This is a genomic window from Solwaraspora sp. WMMA2080, from assembly GCF_027497395.1.
Taxonomy (GTDB): Bacteria; Actinomycetota; Actinomycetes; order Mycobacteriales; family Micromonosporaceae; genus Micromonospora_E.
The window spans coordinates 1,397,125-1,410,938 of record NZ_CP114910.1 but is presented as its reverse complement, the minus strand read 5'-3'; the positions used below and the strand labels follow the sequence as shown (position 1 = coordinate 1,410,938).

At 72.7% G+C, this 13,814-nt stretch carries 16 protein-coding genes, 1 pseudogene and 2 riboswitches; of the genes and pseudogenes, 9 read left to right on the top strand and 8 right to left on the bottom strand.

Going from position 1 to position 13,814, the window contains the following annotated elements:
- Positions 1-39 precede the first annotated feature (39 nt).
- The gene (locus O7543_RS06280; protein WP_281555571.1) at positions 40-312 is read left to right on the top strand and encodes a DUF6510 family protein; all 273 of its coding nucleotides are present in this window, start codon (positions 40-42) and stop codon (positions 310-312) included.
- 48 nt (positions 313-360) lie between these two features.
- Here O7543_RS06280 and O7543_RS06275 read toward each other — a convergent pair whose 3' ends face one another.
- From O7543_RS06275 to O7543_RS06260, 4 genes are all read right to left on the bottom strand, one after another.
- Positions 361-744 carry a DoxX family protein gene (locus O7543_RS06275; RefSeq protein ID WP_281554714.1) on the bottom strand — a complete coding sequence of 128 codons (384 nt, stop codon included), beginning with the start codon at positions 742-744 and terminating at the stop codon, positions 361-363.
- Positions 741-1,667, bottom strand: a complete 927-nt coding sequence (locus O7543_RS06270; RefSeq protein ID WP_281554715.1) for an RNA polymerase sigma-70 factor — start codon at positions 1,665-1,667, stop codon at positions 741-743. The genes O7543_RS06275 and O7543_RS06270 overlap by 4 nt, the downstream gene beginning before the upstream one ends.
- A 374-nt stretch (positions 1,668-2,041) precedes the next feature.
- On the bottom strand, positions 2,042-2,812 hold the full coding sequence (locus O7543_RS06265; protein ID WP_281554716.1) for an aminotransferase class IV family protein: 771 nt from the start codon (positions 2,810-2,812) through the stop codon (positions 2,042-2,044).
- Positions 2,813-2,987: 175 nt separating this feature from the next.
- Complete coding sequence (locus O7543_RS06260; protein WP_281554717.1) at positions 2,988-3,512, bottom strand: GNAT family N-acetyltransferase; 525 nt, start codon at positions 3,510-3,512, stop codon at positions 2,988-2,990.
- 153 nt (positions 3,513-3,665) lie between these two features.
- On the opposite strand from O7543_RS06260, the pseudogene O7543_RS06255 reads away from it, so the two are divergent.
- The 4 genes and pseudogenes from O7543_RS06255 to O7543_RS06240 form a co-directional block, all read left to right on the top strand.
- Positions 3,666-4,088 (top strand): annotated as a pseudogene (locus O7543_RS06255) (ASCH domain-containing protein); the annotation flags it as partial.
- The gene (locus O7543_RS06250) at positions 4,077-4,811 is read left to right on the top strand and encodes a maleylpyruvate isomerase N-terminal domain-containing protein (RefSeq protein WP_281567481.1); all 735 of its coding nucleotides are present in this window, start codon (positions 4,077-4,079) and stop codon (positions 4,809-4,811) included. The pseudogene O7543_RS06255 and the gene O7543_RS06250, both read left to right, overlap by 12 nt.
- 183 nt (positions 4,812-4,994) lie before the next feature.
- Positions 4,995-5,831, top strand: a complete 837-nt coding sequence (locus tag O7543_RS06245; protein WP_281554718.1) for a helix-hairpin-helix domain-containing protein — start codon at positions 4,995-4,997, stop codon at positions 5,829-5,831.
- A 467-nt stretch (positions 5,832-6,298) separates the two neighbouring features.
- Positions 6,299-6,658: a hypothetical protein gene (locus O7543_RS06240; protein WP_281554719.1), complete on the top strand. Its 360-nt coding sequence runs from the start codon at positions 6,299-6,301 to the stop codon at positions 6,656-6,658.
- Positions 6,659-6,929: 271 nt separating this feature from the next.
- On the opposite strand, the gene O7543_RS06235 is transcribed toward O7543_RS06240, so the two are convergent.
- The 3 genes from O7543_RS06235 to O7543_RS06225 are packed head-to-tail and all read right to left on the bottom strand — an operon-like array spanning position 6,930 to position 8,295.
- Positions 6,930-7,271, bottom strand: coding sequence for a hypothetical protein (locus tag O7543_RS06235; protein ID WP_281554720.1), 342 nt, complete (start codon positions 7,269-7,271; stop codon positions 6,930-6,932).
- A gap of 47 nt (positions 7,272-7,318) precedes the next feature.
- The gene (locus O7543_RS06230) at positions 7,319-8,077 is read right to left on the bottom strand and encodes a CbtA family protein (protein WP_281554721.1); all 759 of its coding nucleotides are present in this window, start codon (positions 8,075-8,077) and stop codon (positions 7,319-7,321) included.
- 17 nt (positions 8,078-8,094) lie between these two features.
- Entirely contained in the window at positions 8,095-8,295 is a 201-nt protein-coding gene (locus tag O7543_RS06225; protein ID WP_281554722.1) for a CbtB-domain containing protein, read from the bottom strand.
- Positions 8,296-8,326: 31 nt separating this feature from the next.
- Positions 8,327-8,501, bottom strand: a riboswitch (cobalamin riboswitch).
- Between the two features lie 111 nt (positions 8,502-8,612).
- A riboswitch (cobalamin riboswitch) is annotated at positions 8,613-8,740 on the top strand.
- An 80-nt stretch (positions 8,741-8,820) separates the two neighbouring features.
- Here O7543_RS06225 and O7543_RS06220 point away from each other — a divergent pair.
- Genes O7543_RS06220 through O7543_RS06210 form a run of 3 tightly spaced genes read left to right on the top strand, consistent with a single transcriptional unit; the run spans position 8,821 to position 12,829 of the window.
- On the top strand, positions 8,821-10,809 hold the full coding sequence (locus tag O7543_RS06220) for a VWA domain-containing protein (protein ID WP_281554723.1): 1,989 nt from the start codon (positions 8,821-8,823) through the stop codon (positions 10,807-10,809).
- On the top strand, positions 10,809-11,411 hold the full coding sequence (gene cobO, locus O7543_RS06215) for a cob(I)yrinic acid a,c-diamide adenosyltransferase (protein ID WP_281554724.1): 603 nt from the start codon (positions 10,809-10,811) through the stop codon (positions 11,409-11,411). Before O7543_RS06220 ends, cobO begins: the two co-directional genes overlap by 1 nt.
- Positions 11,405-12,829: a cobyrinate a,c-diamide synthase gene (locus O7543_RS06210; RefSeq protein ID WP_281554725.1), complete on the top strand. Its 1,425-nt coding sequence runs from the start codon at positions 11,405-11,407 to the stop codon at positions 12,827-12,829. The genes cobO and O7543_RS06210 overlap by 7 nt, the downstream gene beginning before the upstream one ends.
- A 14-nt stretch (positions 12,830-12,843) precedes the next feature.
- Here O7543_RS06210 and O7543_RS06205 read toward each other — a convergent pair whose 3' ends face one another.
- Positions 12,844-13,404, bottom strand: a complete 561-nt coding sequence (locus tag O7543_RS06205; protein ID WP_281554726.1) for a TetR/AcrR family transcriptional regulator — start codon at positions 13,402-13,404, stop codon at positions 12,844-12,846.
- A gap of 116 nt (positions 13,405-13,520) precedes the next feature.
- On the opposite strand from O7543_RS06205, the gene O7543_RS06200 reads away from it, so the two are divergent.
- Entirely contained in the window at positions 13,521-13,739 is a 219-nt protein-coding gene (locus O7543_RS06200; protein WP_281554727.1) for a DUF2277 domain-containing protein, read from the top strand.
- The last annotated feature ends 75 nt before the right edge of the window (positions 13,740-13,814 follow it).

The window sequence follows — 13,814 nt, the reverse complement described above, 5'->3', positions numbered from 1 at the left end:
GTGCTGCCCGACGGACCTCACCTGACGGACGAGCAGCACCTGCCCGACGAGCACCACCTGGACGGTAACGCGCTGGCCGGTCCGCTTGGCGAGATCTTCGCGGTGGACGTCTCCACCGCGATCGGCCGCTGCGCCAGGTGCGGACGGGCCGGGCCGCTGGCCGCCCTGATGGTCTACTCCGACGCGCCTGGCCTGGTCGCCCGCTGCCCGCACTGCACCGGGGTGCTGCTGCGGCTGGTACGCGGCCCGGCCGACGTCTGGCTCGACCTGCACGGCGCGCTGAGCCTGCGGATCGCCGTACCGACCGGTTGAGCCTCTCCGGATCCGCCGTGCCGGCTGGGCCGGCGGAGTCGGACCAACTCAGCCGGTGAACGGCGCGGGACCGAACCGGCCCCAGGCGACGAAGGCGGCCATCGCGGCATAGACCAGGTCGGGCAGGACCGTCAGGCGTTCGCCGCGTCGTAGCCGCATGGTCGCCGCACCGGTGAACAGCACCGCGACGCAGACCGCGGTCACCGGCACCAGGACCGGGGCGATGCCGAGCACCGCCGGCAGGATCAGCCCTGCCGCCGCCAACAGCTCCAGGATCGTGATGGCCCACAGCGCGCGAGGGCTGAAGTCCATCACCCACTCCCCGGCCCGACCCATCGAGGCCAGCTTCTCCCGGGGCACCAGCACCTTCCCGGTGCTGACCACCATGACGACGGCCAGCCAGCCGGCGACGATCCACAGTACGAGATTCATGGTTGTCCTTTCGATCGGCGACGAGCGGCACGTACCACAGTGTTCGAATCGCCGACCGGGCCCAGGTGCCGCAGCTTGTCCGGATTGGCGATGGAGTGAATCGCGCGGACCTGGTCGTCAGCGATGTCCAGCCCGACGATCCCGATGAGGTGGTCCTGCGCGTCGTAGGCGGCAGCACCGGGTTGGCCGTTGACCGAGGCCGGCCGCAGCCGGACGCCGTGGTCCGGCAGCCGGGGCAGCCAGGCCGCCAGGGCCCGGGCCACCCGGGTACGCCCGTGCAGCGGCCGGGGCAGCGCGGGAACCTTGCCGCCGCCGTCGCCGTGCAGTGCCACGTCGTGCGCCAGCAACTGCTCCAACGCCGGCAGGTCGCCCTGCTGGGCGGCGGCGAAGAACCGCCGGGCCAGCTCGTCGCGTTGCTGCCGGGTGGTGTGGTAGCGGGGTCGGCGTGCGCGAATCCTGTCGCGCGCCCGGGCGACCAGATGCCGGGTACCGTCCACGTCAGCACCGACGATCTCGGCCACCTGCGGGTACGGGTAGTCGAAGACTTCGCGCAGCAGGAACGCGGCGCGCTGCTGCGCTGACAGGCTCTCCAGCAGGACGAGAAAGGCCAGCGACAGCGAATCGGCGATCTCCGCCTGCTCGGCCGGTGTGGGGTCGGTGACCAGCGGCTCGGGCAGCCACTCGCCGACGTAGCGTTCCCTGCGGGACCGGGCCGAGCGGAGCTGGTCGATGGCCAGCCGGGTGGCCAGCGTGGCGGCGTACGCCCGGGGTGAGCTGATCTCCTCGCCTTGCCGCGCACTCTGGTGCATCCGCAGGAACGTCTCCTGGGTGACGTCCTCGGCCTCGCTGACGCTGCCGAGCATCCGGTAGGCGATGGTGAACGCCCATGGACGCAGTTCGTCGTAGATGTCGGTGGGCGGCATGGCCGACTACCGCCGCCGTTCGGTACGGATCGTCATGGGGTGGTCTCCACTCGTTGTCCTCACCACCACAGACGAGACACCCCGACTCGGCATGACAGGGTGTTACCCGGGTCACAGTGCGGTGCCAGCGGCAGGATCATGGCTCAGCGCCGCCTGGCAACGCTCATCCCGGGCTCGGGCTGTTGTTCTGTCCGTTGATCATCGAGACTTCGGAGCGTTTCGACGCGAATTCCTGACCCGGTCGGGGACTACATCAACGAGGAGATGTCAAGAGGGGAGGCAGGGGATGGTTCCCGCAACGGGAAGGATCCCTTCCGGTAGCGGGGTGCGCAGAACTGCCCCGGGGCCAGGTGTATGTACCTACCTGCAGCGCATCAGAGCGGCTCGCCGGGGATGGCACTGTAGTCCTTGCGGATCTGCTCGACCAGCGGCGTCATGCCGGACCATCGGATGGCGTCGATCGCGGTGACAGCCCGGACTCCAACCGTGGCGTTGGTGGCGAACGCTGCGGTGTAGCGGTCCAGCTCCGCCACGTTGACGCGGCGCTCATGCCCTGGGCGCTCTTGACGGATCAACGCCATCGCGACTCCCGGCAACACCGGTGCCTGCGGCCACACGATGTCGTCCCCTTCGATCAGGCCGACGTTCCAGGTCGCCCCTTCGGAGATGAAACCCTCCCTGTCTACGAACAGCACGTCATCGAAGCCAGCGAGTTGGGCCTGTCGGCGATGGAACACCGTCGCGAACAGGCCGAGGTGCTTGACACCCGGTACGTCCCGCTCGTAGCAGCGAGTGGTGAGCACCAGCGGTTGTGGTGGGACCGACGACACCGCTCGCGCCGTGACGAGCACCTGCGGGCTTGATGCGCTGGCGGGATGCCCCAGGTCGAGATCTGGGTCGAACACCGTTACCCTGGCGACGGTCGACTCGGCGGAACCCACCACGTGACGGACATAGCTGCGCACCTTGTGCTGATCGAGTTCCGCGCCGAAGAGTGCACGGCAGTCCCTTGTCAGCCGATCGAGGTGAAGCGCGAGTCCGCGTACCCGGCCGGCGTCCACTCGCATCGACGTGAAGTGACCGTAGTTGGTGAGACCCAGGATCTTCAGATGATCCAGATCGACGGGCTGCCCGTTCAGAAGCATGATGTCAGTCTCCGGTCAGCGGGCTGGCAGGGTGGACGCACGCAGCTCGGCCAGCTCGATCCACGCCTCCAGCTGGGCTGTGGTGGGGTGGTCTGCAGTTTCGGGTGGGCCGCCCGCCACCCGCCGAATCTCGTTAAGTCCGGCATCGATTTCCCGCAGCGGTACGCCGGTTTCGCTATACCGACTCCTGTGGCACGATACCGATCGGCTTGACCATCTGCTGGGCGGTGACGGTGAATCCGGTCGACTCGTACAGCCGACGGGCCACCAGGTTGTCCCCGAAGACGTTCAACCCGAGCAGGGTGACTCCGCGTGTGGCCAGCACCGGCTCGACAGCGGCCAGGATGGCACGCCCGTACCCGTTGCCGCGCTGGGCGGCGTCCACCTCGATGTTGTAGATCCAGGCCGGCCGGTCCGATTCGGCGGAGTCCGGTAGCCCGATCCAGATCCAGCCGACCGGGCGCGCGTCGTCGACATCCGCCGGCCGCGCCACCAGGAACAGCATCCGCTCGGTGGCCAGCCCGTCGGGCAGTAACTCGGCGTGCTGGCGGCGGGACTCGGTCAGCGCCGTCGCGGTGGTGGCGCGCCCGGACCGCAGCAGGTTGTCGGCATAGCCCGCCACCAGCGCGGGAATGCGTACGTCGTACTCGGCCTGGGTCATCGGGTGCAGCGCCACGGCGCGCCGATCTGACGTCGTCACCGGCCCATCGTGGCCTACCTGGTCGTGGCCAGTCACGTCAATTGCGCGACGGTCGTTGGCGGGCAGCACACGATCGTGGACGGGACCAGGCGGCACCGCAGCCAGTACACTGCGGCTGTGGCGACCGAGGCGGACCGTGATGCCGGGCAGGACGTGCCGCACCGCGTCGACCATGAACCGAAGGCCGAGTTCGCTTTTCCCGGTCCGCTGCGCGACCGGCTGGTCGCGGCGATCCTCACCGGCGAGAAGACGGCCACGTCCGGGCTGCTGGGCGAGTACGAGCACGACAACGAGCCGCTGCCGGTCGTGGGGGCCCGGTCGGTTCTGGTGGATTCGGCGGACCGGCCCTGCGCGGTACTGGAAACCACCGGGGTACGGGTGGTTTCACTGGCGGAGGTGGACCTCGCCCACGCCGTCGACGAAGGCGAAGGGTTCGTTGACGTTGCCGGGTGGCGCCGCGCCCACGTCGACTTCTGGCACTCGACGCCGATGCGGGCTGCTCTCGGTGACGAGACGTTCACCGTCGACGACCGGACGATGGTGGTGGCCGAACGGTTCCGTGTCGTGCAGCGGATCTGGCGGTCCGACGAGGTGGCCATCGCCTACGCTGCGGAGAGCCGGGCGGCGGTCGACGCGCTACGGGCCGTACCGGAGGCGGACTTCGACCGCCCGACCCGATGCGCCCCGTGGACGGTCAAGGAACTGCTTGCACACACCGTGATCGCGCTGTCCCGTACCGTCGAGATGCTCGACGACGGCGCACCCGCCGCCGGTCCGGACGGTCCGGTGGACGCGGTCGGCTACTACGCGCCCGACGCCCGGTTCCGTCCCGACGCGGACGGCGGGCGGATCGCCGACGCTCAGCGGTGGGCGGCGGCCCGGACGGTCACCGCCGCTGTCGACGAACTGGCGGCGCGGGCAGCGACCGCCGCCGCCCGGGTCACCGCGCAGCCGCCGGACCGAATGGTCGTCACCCGGCACGGTGACCTGATGACGTTGACCGACTTCCAGGCCACCCGGGTCGTCGAGCTCGCCGTCCACGGTGTCCACCTGGCCGACGGCCTCGGCATGGCGCCGTGGCTGACCGCCCCGGCGGCGGACCTGGTGGTGGCGCTGTCGGCGGGCACCACACTGGCACCGCTGCGGGCGGCGCGTGGATGGGACCGGCCGACGTTGGTACGCGCGGTCACCGGGCGGGTCGAGTCAGGTGACGTGGACCCGGCTGAACTGCACCCGCGGGGAGTGCGCTCCCCGTTCTTCGGTGGCACGCACCGTCCCACTGTGGTTGGCGAAGAGTAGCGGGACCGACCTGCCCTCGAAGCGCCTTGCGACTGCCCGTAGGTTGACAGCGACAAGGCCACAACGAGACCCTTTCGCGATTCTGACTTTTGGTGCTGGAGGTTTGCCGTGGACTGGTCCCTCGGAAACATACTGATTCTGCTGGTCGTGGTGTTGCTCGGTGCAGTCGCGGGGTGGCTCGTGATGAGCCGCCGGTCCGCCGTCGGCAAGGACGCCCCGGTGAAGCCTGAGGCGGCTGCCGCCGTCGAGCCGCCGACCACCACCTCGGAGGAGCCGTCGCCGGCCGACCCGGCCCGTCCGGAACCCGCATCGCCGGCCGACCCGGTCAAGACCGAGCCCGCCACCGAGGCTCCCGCCGAGCCCGACGCGGTTGCCACGGCCGAGCCGGTCAGTGTTGAGCCGGCCAGTGTCGAGCCGGCCACTACCGCCGATGCGGCCAGCCCTGAGCAGGTGCCGGCCGTCGACCCGCCCGCCGTCGACCCGCCCGCCGTCGACCCGCCCGCCGTCGACCCGCCCGCCGTCGACCCGCCCGCCGTCGACCCGCCCGCCGTCGACCCGCCCGCCGTCGACCCGCCCGCCGTCGACCCGCCCGCCGTCGACCCGCCCGCCGTCGACCCGCCCGCCGTCGACCCGCCCGCCGTCGACCCGCCCGCCGTCGACCCGCCCGCCGTCGACCCGCCCGCCGTCGACCCGCCCGCCGTCGACCCGCCCGCCGTCGACCCGCCCGCCGTCGACCCGCCCGCCGTCGACCCGCCCGCCGCCGTCGAGCCGTCTACCGCTGAGTCGCCCGCCGCCCCCGAGGCTGGGCCGGCGGACGACTTCCGGCGCATCGAGGGCATCGGGCCGAAGATGGCCGCCGCCCTGCAGTCCGCCGGGATCCGCACGTACGAGCAGTTGGGTGCGACCGACGAGGCGGCGCTGCGCGCGGCGGTCCGCGCCGCCGGGGTACGGGCCACTGCCAGCCTGCCGACCTGGCCGGCCAAGGCCCGGGAGTTGGCGGCGGCGCGCTCCACAAGCTGACCGGAAGAGTCAAGCGGCCACAGTGGATCGATCGTCGGCTGACCTAGGTCCCGGCGATCGGGCACGTACGGCGGCAGCGACCGATCACCGTACCGGGTGACGATGAGGTCGCGCACCGGCGGCGGGGTGCCGCCGGTGCCGACCGAACGAGGTGATCGGCATGGCCGCAGTGCGCACCGGCCAACCTGCGGATGCCGATGCTCAACGACATGCAGCAGATCATGCGCACCGCGTACTACGGCACCGCCGGTCGCTGATCGTCCCCGGTCCGGCTGTGGCACGCTGCCGCAGCCGGACCTGTTCCGCCTGCCCGTTCGGTCCCGGCGGTCACTGTTACTCGGGGAACGCCACACAGTTGGCGCAGCCCGGACTCGGCACGGGCAGCTTTCCAGCTGGCTGCGGTCCAGTGGAATCGCCGCCGCTGAGGCCGCCGCGCTGATCACTTCGGTGTTGATGGCCAGATGTTCGTGCCGTTCGGCGGCGACCAGCCGCCGCACCCGGTCGCGGGCGGCGGCCCGGCTGCCCAGGCTGCGTACCGCCGGATCGTCCGGGCCGGGCAGGTCGATGCCGTGCGCGGTACGGAAATGCTGGCGCCAGACGTCCTGTCGCCGTACCGGCTGCGCTGGCCGGCGAAGCCGCGCGATGACCGGACCGGCTGGCAACGGCCGCCAGCCGGCGGCGGTCGGCACGGCCGCCGTCAGGCCGTTCAGTTCGTCGAGTGCGACCTTGACGCGTTTGCGGGTCAGCCCCAGCTCGTGGGCGAACTGACCGCTGCTGCGGGCACCGAGCATGGTCAGCGCCCGGTAGACCAGATCGGCATCGGGTGAGGCGCCCCACCGGGTCAGTGGTGCAACCGCAGTCGGGCCGTGCGTCCTGATGCTCCCCGTTCCCCGTGTCACAGCCGTCAGCTCAGCACAGTAACAACGCCGTAGGGGAGAAGCCACGGCACCGGACGGTTGCACGATTGTGCAATCGGTTCGCGCCGTACCTTGTCGAACGTGCGCCAATGGGTGACCGTGATCCGGGCAGGCGCGCGTTCGGGGGCGTCGCTTGTCGGCCGCCGGAACGCGGTGGCCGGCAAGCGACGGCACTACGCGGTCAGGACGTCGGGGCGGACTTTCCCCAGCGGGGGGCGGCGAAGCGCAGCCCGGCGAGCCGGTCCGGCGGTGCGGCCAGGCCCGGCCCGCCGGCGGCGATCCAGTCGACGACGCTCGACAGTGCCGTCTCGTCGAGCACCCCGCCGAGCCACACCGGGCGGGCACCCAGTCGGCGGGCCAACACCGCTGGCTGCACCACCACCACGTTGGACCGGTCACAGGCGTTGAGGCAGTCGGACACCCGTACCGGCGCGGCCGCGCGCAGTAGGTCGAGCTGCCGGTCGTGGTCGACGTCCGGGTGTTTGCGGCGGGTGCCGCAGCAGCAGCCCCGGCAGACGGTCACCCGGGCGGGGTGCCCGGGTGCCGGTCCCGCCGGGCCAAGCTCCGCCGTCACGCGACGTTGGCGAGCGTGGGCCGCCGGTCACCGGTCCGGGCCGGGGTGAGGAGCAGTCCGAACACCACCCCGAAAACCGTCCACATCGTGGCGAGCTGCGCCAGCGAGGCGAGCCGGAACTCCCAGAGCAGCGCCGCCGGGATATCGGCGGGCACGTCGACCCCGGTGGCCGGCCAGAGCGCCAGCAGCAGGGCGTACCCGACGACGGCCAGCGCCGCCGCGACCACCGTCCGGTAGGGAGCCGGCCGCGCCCAGCCGGTCAGCCGCCGGTGGGTCAGCAGCGCCAGCCAGGTGACGGCGGCTGCGGCGATGATGAACGACAGATACTGCCCGGTGCGCTGGTTGACGGTGTCCGGGTCGCCGACGCCCGGCGGGTTGGCCGGGAAGTGGATCGCCGGTAGCAGCGCCACCACGACGAAGCCGAGCCCGGCGAGCAGCCCCACGCGTCGGAAGTCGTCGCGGCCGGGCAGCAGGTGCCGGGTCGCCGCGAGGACCACGGCGACGATCAACGCCAGGCACAGCGCCACCGCGACGGTGGCGACCAGCCCGCCGAGGACCTGCATGGCCCGACCGACCAACTCCTCGTCGTGGCTGTGTCCGGCCGTCCCGGTCGCAGCGCGGGCCTCCTCGACGACCAGCGCCGACTCGATCTGCGGTTCGACGATCAGCAGGGCCGCCACCGCACCTGCCGCGCCGGCGGCCGTACCGGCGAGCAGTCCGCGGCCCAGCACCGCGCGGAACGGGTAGGTAGTCATCGGAGCTTGGCCGCCGCTCAGTGGCACGGTACGCCGAGGGCGTGCCGGCCGTCGTGGGTGAACTCGTGCATGAACTCGGCGGCACCGGCCAGCACCAGCCCGTTGTCCTGCGCGACCAGGTAGATGACGACCGCCGCGACGGCGGCCAGCAACCAACCGGCGAGCGGTACGCGGATGGCGGTGGTGGTGACCTCTCCGCCGACAGAAGGTGCAGTCATGCCAGGAAATCCCCTCGTCCATGCCTCGTGGCGATGCGGTGCGTGCCACGGCCGGTCTCCTGGCTCCCGGATCGTCGCAGCCGTCCCGCCTTCCCGGACCGTCGTCGGCCCAGTGGCATGGTGGATCGGACACTTCCCGGTCACAGTGGCGAGGACCACGCCGGACTCACACCGGCTTCCCGAACACCGTGGCATGCGCAGCGTACCGCCGTCGTGACCGGCCGGGCAATGGCTGTGGCCGTGGCCGGCAACGGGACCGGCGCCACATTGACGGTGGACCGCGGGTGGGGGAGCATGACCGGCACGAGCGGTGCGCGGAGGAACCCGGTGCGAATCCGGGGCGGTCCCGCCACTGTGACCGGTGAGTCGCGTCCCCCTGAGACAGCCACTGCCCCGATGGCGGGAAGGCTCGGGACGCGACGTCGATCCGGCAGCCAGGAGACTCCGGCCGCTCGCTGGTCCACCGGTACGCGGGCGTGGACACCCGCGGGAGGGATTCACCATGCACACCTGTCGGCCCCTGCCATGACGCCGTACCCGTTCACCGCCGTCGTCGGCCTGCCCGACCTGCGGCAGGCCCTGCTGCTCGCCGCGGTGCACCCCGGCATCGGCGGAGTGCTCATCCGGGGTGAGAAGGGCACCGCAAAGTCGACGGTCGTCCGCGCGCTGGCCGGGCTGCTACCGGAGGTCGACCGGGTGCTCGGCTGCCGGTTCGCCTGCGACCCGGCGGCCCCGGACCCGGCCTGCCCGGACGGGCCGCACACCGCGCCGGTGACCGCGCGTGGCGGCCCGGCCGCACTGGTCGAGTTGCCGGTCGGCGCCACTGAGGACCGGGTGGTCGGCACCCTCGACATCCAGCGGGTGCTCAGCGCCGGCGTGAAGGCGTACGAGCCGGGGCTGCTCGCCGCCGCGCACCGGGGCCTGCTCTACGTCGACGAGGTCAACCTGTTGCCGGACCATCTGGTGGACCTGCTGCTGGACGCGGCGGCGATGGGCCGGGCCCACGTCGAACGCGACGGGGTGTCGGTCAGCCACGCCGCCCGGTTCCTGCTGGTCGGCACGATGAACCCGGAGGAGGGCGAGCCGCGTCCACAGTTGCTGGACCGCTTCGGGCTGATGGTGTCGGTGGCCGCACCGACCCTGGTGGCGGACCGGGCCGAGGTGGTGCGCCGTCGGCTCGCGTACGAGACCGACCCGGTGGCGTTCGCGGACCGCTGGCAGTCCGCCGACAACCAGCTCGCACTGCGGGTACGCGATGCGCGGGCGGCCCTGCCTGCGGTCACGCTGCCCGATGCCGAGATCGACCGGATCGCCCGGATCTGCCTGGCGTACCAGGTGGACGGTATGCGGGCCGACATCGTGATGGCCCGCGCCGCCGTCGCGCTGGCCGCCTGGCGGGGCCAACCGGCGGTCACCGCCGCCGAGGTCGCCGAGGCAGCCCGGCTGGCGCTGCCGCACCGGCGGCGCCGTGACCCGCTCGACCCGCCCGGCGCCGACGAGCAGCGCCTCGACGAGGTGCTGCGTGACGAGTGCGGCGACGATCCCGATCCTCCTCCGCCGCCGGGTCCGCCACTACCGGACGGTGGGCCGCCACCCGGCCCGCCCGACTCGGACGGTGGGCCGCCACCCGGCGCGCCCGACTCGGACGCCGGCCGGCATCCTGAGCCAGCTACGGCAGACGCCGACGGTCCGGCGGTCGGTGCCGAGCAGCCGGACGGCGTACCGCCGGGCGGTCCGGCTCCGGCGGCGGCCGGGCCCGCGTACCGGCCCCGGACACTGCGGCTCCCCGGGCTCGGTGCGGGCGCGACGCCCGGCCGACGTTCGGCGGCCCACGCCGACCGGGGCCGGGTAGTCGGCGCCGGGTCGCCGACCGGACGGCCGTCGACGGTGCATCTACCGGCAACGGTGCGCGCCGCCGCGTCCCGGGGTGCCCGCCGGATCACCCCCGCCGACCTGCGCCAGGCCCGCTACGTCGGCCAGGAGGCGAACCTGATCCTGTTCGTGGTCGACGCCTCCGGGTCGATGGCGGCCCGGCAGCGAATGACGGTGGTCAAGACCGCCGTGCTGTCGCTGCTGCGCGACGCCTACCACCGGCGGGACCGGATCGGGATGATCACCTTTCGGGGTGCCGCCGCCGACGTGGTGCTGCCGCCGACCAGCAGCCACGAGGTGGCCGTCGCCAAGCTGGCGCAGCTGCGCACCGGTGGCCGTACCCCGATCGCCGCCGGGCTGCGCGTCGCCGCGGCCACCGTCGCCGCCGAGCACCGCCGGGACCCGCGCCGTCGGCCGCTGGTCCTGCTGGTCACCGACGGGCGGGCGACCGCCGGACCGGACCCGACGACGCTGGCACCGGTGCTCGCCGGTACGCCGATGGTGGTGCTCGACTGCGAGGCCGGCCCGGTGCGGCTCGGTCTGGCCCGCCGGCTCGCGGCCGGCTTCACCGCGCAGTGGCTGCCGCTGGCCGCGTTGGCGGCGTCGGGTCCGGATGTCCACGACCGGCTGAGGGCGGCCTGATGCCACAGGGAAGACCGGAACACGTTCCCGACGATGGGCTGACCACCCGGGCCCGGCGTCGCCAGCCGGTGCTCGCGGTGCACACCGGCTCCGGTAAGGGCAAGTCGACGGCGGCGTTCGGGATGGCGCTGCGGGCCTGGTCGACCGGCTGGCCGGTGGTCGTCTACCAGTTCGTCAAGTCTCCGAAGTGGAAGGTGGGTGAGGAGGCGGCCCTACGTACCCTCGGTGAGTCGGGCCGAGGGGCGCCGGTGACCTGGCACAAGATGGGGGAGGGCTGGTCCTGGATCCAGCGCCCCGGCACCGAACGCGACCACGCCGCCGAGGCCGCCGAAGGTTGGGCGCAGATCCGTCGGGACCTGGCCGCCGAGGCGTACCGGTTCTACGTGCTGGACGAGTTCACCTACCCGATCAAGTGGGGCTGGATCGACGTCGCCGAGGTGGTGTCGGTGCTACGCGACCGGCCGGGCAGCCAGCATGTGGTGATCACCGGCCGCGACGCCGCGCCGGAGCTGATCGACCTCGCCGACCTGGTGACCGAGATGACCAAGGTCAAGCATCCGATGGATGCCGGACGCAAGGGTCAGCAGGGCATCGAGTGGTAGCCGTACCCCGGGTGGTGATCGCCGCACCCGGCTCCGGCCACGGCAAGACCACGGTGGCCACCGGCCTGCTCGCCGCCTTCGCCGAACGTGGGGTCCGGGTCGCCGGGTTCAAGGTCGGCCCGGACTACATCGATCCCGGCTACCACGCGCTCGCCGCCGGTCGGCCGGGCCGCAACCTGGACCCGGTGCTGGTCGGCGAGGACCTGGTCGCGCCGCTGTTCGCGCACGGTGTCGCCGGCGTCGATCTGGCCGTGATCGAGGGCGTGATGGGTCTCTACGACGGCCGGGTGGGTGCCGGTGACGTCGGTTCCACCGCGCACGTCGCGGCGCTGCTGGCCGCGCCCGTGCTGCTGGTCGTCGACGCGGCCGGGCAGAGCCGGTCGGTGGCTGCCCTGGTGCACGGCTTCCGGTCGTTCGGTCAGGTCCACATCGCCGGGGTGATTCTCAACCGGGTCGGCTCCGACCGGCACGCACAGGTGCTGCGGGACGCCTGCGCGGAGGTCGGCACCCCGGTGCTCGGGGTGCTACGTCGACAGCCGTCGGTCGACACCCCCTCGCGGCACCTGGGTCTGGTGCCGGCGGTCGAACGCACCGCCGAGGCCCGCGCCTCGGTCGAGGCGTTGGCGGCGCTGGTCGCCGCGTCGGTCGACCTGGACGCCGTGGCGGCGGTGGCGCGCACGGCGGCCGTGATGACGGTCGAACGGTGGTCTCCGGCGGCTGCCGTCCACGATGCCCCCGACCTCGGTGCCGGGGTGGGCGCCGGCGGGCAGCCAGGACCGGCCGACGGCCGACCGGTCGTCGCGGTCGCCGCCGGCCCGGCGTTCAGCTTCGGCTACCCGGAGACCGTGGAGCTGTTGACGGCGGCCGGGGCCGAGGTGCGTACCGTCGATCCGGTCCGTGACGAGCAGCTGCCGGTCGGCACGGCGGCGCTCGTCGTCGGCGGCGGCTTCCCCGAGGTGTACGCCGGTGAGCTGAGCGCCAACGTCGGGTTGCGCTCGCAGGTGGCGGCGGTCGCCGCCACCGGAGCGCCGGTCGTCGCCGAGTGTGCCGGCCTGCTGTGGCTGTGCCGCACCCTCGACGGGGCCCCGATGTGCGGGGTGCTGCCGGCGGACGCCCGGATGACGTCCCGGTTGACCCTCGGCTACCGCGACGCGGTGGCGCTGAACGACAGCGTGGCGCTGCCGACCGGCAGCCGGTTGACCGGGCACGAGTTCCACCGCACGGAGGTGTCGCCGCGCGCTGGCGCGGCACCGGCCTGGGGGTGGCGGGGGGCCGCGCCGGAGGGTTTCGTCGCCGCCGGGGTGCACGCGTCGTACCTGCATCTGCACTGGGCGGCACGGCCGCGGATCGCGGCCCGGCTGGTCGCCGCCGCGCGCCGGCGGTTACCCGGCCCGCGTCACCCCCCGGTCGGGCCCTGACGGTCGGGCCCTGATCAGTCGCGCGGCATGCTGGTGACGACCATCGCGATGAGCCGGTCGTACGTCTGCTCCAGGTCCTCGGGCAGGCCGAAGCCGCCGGCGACCTCCAACGCGACGAAGCCGTGTACGGTCGCCCGTAGACAGCGGGTGGCGTGGACGGCTGCGGCCGGGTCCAGCCCGTAGCCGCGCAGTACAGCCAGGAACACCTCCAGCAGCCGGGTGCCGGCGGCGGCCGTGGCCGGCTCGCGCAGCGGGTCGGCGGGCATCGCCGCCCAACGGGCCGGATACCGACGTACGTAGCCGCGGCTGGCGCGCATCAGCGCGGCGACGGCGGCGTCGCGGCTCAGCCCGAGGGTGTGCCGGGTGAGTTCGTCGGCGACCTCGTCGAGCACCCGTACGGCGACGAGGGTGCGCAGTTCGGTGAGTCCGCCGCCGACGTGCTTGTAGAGCGACGGGGCGGCGACGCCGACCCGGCCGGCTAGTGCGCTGAGCGTCAGCGCGTCGAGGCCGTGCTCGTCGATGAGGGCGATCGCGGCGTCCACCAGGGCGTCCGGGGTGAGTCCGACCCTAGGCACACCGGCCGCCGAGACAAGGCGGTATGCTAACTTGCATAGCCATAAGGCTATTTATGCTAGCTAGTGATGTCAACTCGGGTTCCCGTGACGACGCCGGGTCAGGCACGATGGAGCCCATGTGCCGAAGCATCAAGACACTGCGTGAGCCGTACACCCCGGACGTGACCGACGCCGACATCGAGGCCGCCGCCCTACAGTACGTACGGAAGATCTCCGGGTTCCGGCAGCCGGCCGCACACAACGCCGAAGCGTTCGACGCGGCCGTCGCCGCCGTCGCCGCCGCCAGCCGTGACCTGCTGGACCGCCTGGTGGTGCGGACCCCGGCCGCCCGGTAGGTCGCCGTCCGCTGGGCATCACCGTTGCCTCTGTGAGGATTCTTAAGCAAAACTTCAGCCCTGCGGTAGATCCAC